2 protein-coding genes are annotated in these 2,265 nt (G+C 78.4%); both read right to left on the reverse strand.

Annotated features, from left to right (window positions below; all coding sequences use genetic code 11):
* The coding region (locus E1293_RS46490; RefSeq protein ID WP_132206473.1) for a glycosyltransferase family 4 protein at nt 1-1,127 on the reverse strand (1,127 nt) is incomplete at its 3' end.
* The coding region (locus E1293_RS46495) for a GNAT family N-acetyltransferase (RefSeq protein ID WP_207939542.1) at nt 1,120-2,265 on the reverse strand (1,146 nt) is incomplete at its 5' end. The genes E1293_RS46495 and E1293_RS46490, both read right to left, overlap by 8 nt.

Below are 2,265 nucleotides of genomic sequence, written 5' to 3' on the forward strand. Positions count from 1 at the left end.
GTTCCGCGCCCGGCCACGCCGCGGGTGACGTCCGCGAGGAGCGCCACGGTCGCGGCGACGTCGTAGTCGGCGGACGCCAGCGCCGCCGCCCGCCCCTCCCGCTCGGCGATCCCCGGGAACAGCAGCCGCCCGGCCATCTCCGCGGCGAGCGCGGCGGGGTCGTCCGCGGGCACGAGGGCGCCGAGGCCGGGGCCGACGACCTCGGTGATGCCCGGGACGTCCGTCCCGACGAGCGGGCGGCCCGTGGCGAGCGCCTCCAGCGCGGTCAGCGGCAGCCCCTCCCAGCGGGACGGCAGCACGACGAGGTTCGCCGCGCTGAGCCAGTCGCGCGGGTCCTGCACGGCCGGGACGAACCGGATCCCGGGCACGCGTTCGCGGCGCAGCCGGTCCAGGTCCTCGCCGTCGCCGACGATGGCGAGCCGGGCGGACGGGCACCGCGCGGTGACGGCCGGCCACGCCGCGACCAGGACGTCCTGCCCCTTCTGCCGGGTCAGGCGGCCGATGCAGACGGCGAGCGGCGCGGCGGCGGGCAGCCCGAGGCGGGTGCGGGCGGCGAGCCGGGCGGGGCCGTCGGCGGGCGTGAACCGGCGGCGGTCGACGCCGTTGCGGACGACCGTGAACGGCCCGCGCACGCCCCCGCACATGCCCTCCCGCAGTTCGCCGCTGCCGACGCAGACCAGGGCGTCGCTCCAGCGGGCGGCGATGCGCTCCCACCGGCGGCTGGCGGCGTCCTGCCGCCCGGTGGCGGCGAGCCAGGACCAGCCGTGCGGCTGGAAGATCGTGGGCGTGCCGGCCGGGCGGCGCAGCAGCCGCCCGGCGAGGCCCGCCTTCGAGGAGTGCAGGTGGACGACGTCCGGCGCGAACGTCCGCACCAGGCGGCTGAGGCGGAGCGACTCCAGCAGGGTGCGGGGGCCGGGGGCGCGCCCGGCGTCCCAGTTGAACCAGGGCACGCCCGCCGCCGCGCACCGCGCGGGCAGGTCGCCGCCCGGCGGGCAGGCCACCGCCACCTCCCAGCCGCGTTTGCGCTGGTCGCCCACGGCCTGCCCCACGTAGACGGCGACCCCGCCGCCGTTCGGCTGGCTGACGTGCAGCACCCGGAGCGGTGCGCCGTCCCCCCGCTCAGCCATGGCCCCCGGGGCGACCGTGGTGGCGGCGGTCGGAGAGGCGGGCGCGGGTGCGGGCGAGGGCGGCGAAGGCGGCGGCCGGGGCGGTCCGGCCGAGGATGACGCGCTCGTTCCGGACGGGCGTCGGCCGCCACTTCAGCTTGTACGGCTCGTCGCCGCGCAGCAGGCTGACGCCCTGCCGGTTGCGGTCCCGGGCGAGCGCGAGGTCCTGGCGCAGCATCATCAGCGAGACGTCCACGCAGTCCCGCAGGTCGGGGATCGCCCCGTACAGGTAGGCGCCGACGTAGCGGTGCCCGATCAGGACCAGGTCGCTGGCGACGAGCCGCTCGTCCCACCGGTACTGCAGGACGGCGGCGCGCCCGTCGCGGACCATCCCCGCCGCGGCCTCGGCGAGGTGGCGGCGGAACCGCTCGCGCCTGTGCTCGGGGTTGACCGGGCGCCCCTGCCACTGCCGCAGATGCAGTTCCAGCAGCACGTGGACGGCGTCCGAGGCCCGCTCCGGCGGGACGCTCTCGACCGTGATACCGCGCACGTCGATCTTGCGGAGCTTGGCGCGCATCTTGCCGGCGGTGCGGCGCGGCAGCCGGTCGAGGACGTCGTCGATGCCGGCGGCGGGCAGTTCGAGGCAGACCGACGACGGCGTCCGCCAGGCCCGGCGCGGCCACTGCGCGGCGACCAGGTGCGCCGCCGAGCCGGGACGCACCTCGCAGAGGTCGACCGCGCACCAGCCGCGCTCGTCGAGCAGGGCGCGGGTGAGGTGCCGGACGGCGCCGTCGGTGTGGACGGGGTCGAGCAGGAAGTCGGCGAAGTCGCTCTGCCCGGCGGCCAGCGGGACCAGCACCGGGAACCCGTGCCGGACGCCCGCCATCAGCGGCGCCGCCGCGACGAGCCGGCCGCGGCACCGGACGGTCGCGAGGCGGAGCCGGCCGGGCGTCCCGTACCAGCCCCACCAGGCGCGGAGCCATTCGTAGGTCTGGAACGGCGTCGCGGCCGGGCTGCGGTCGTAGAGGTCGCGCAGCTCGTCCGCCAGGCCGGCGAGGGCCTGCTCGTCCCGGTGCACCTCGGCCGACCACTCCGCGGCCGGGGCGGCGAGCCGGGTGGACGCGACGGCCGTCATGACCCCACCTCCGCCGGTGCGGGC

The organism is Actinomadura darangshiensis, from assembly GCF_004349235.1.
GTDB classification, from domain to species: domain Bacteria; phylum Actinomycetota; class Actinomycetes; order Streptosporangiales; family Streptosporangiaceae; genus Spirillospora; species Spirillospora darangshiensis.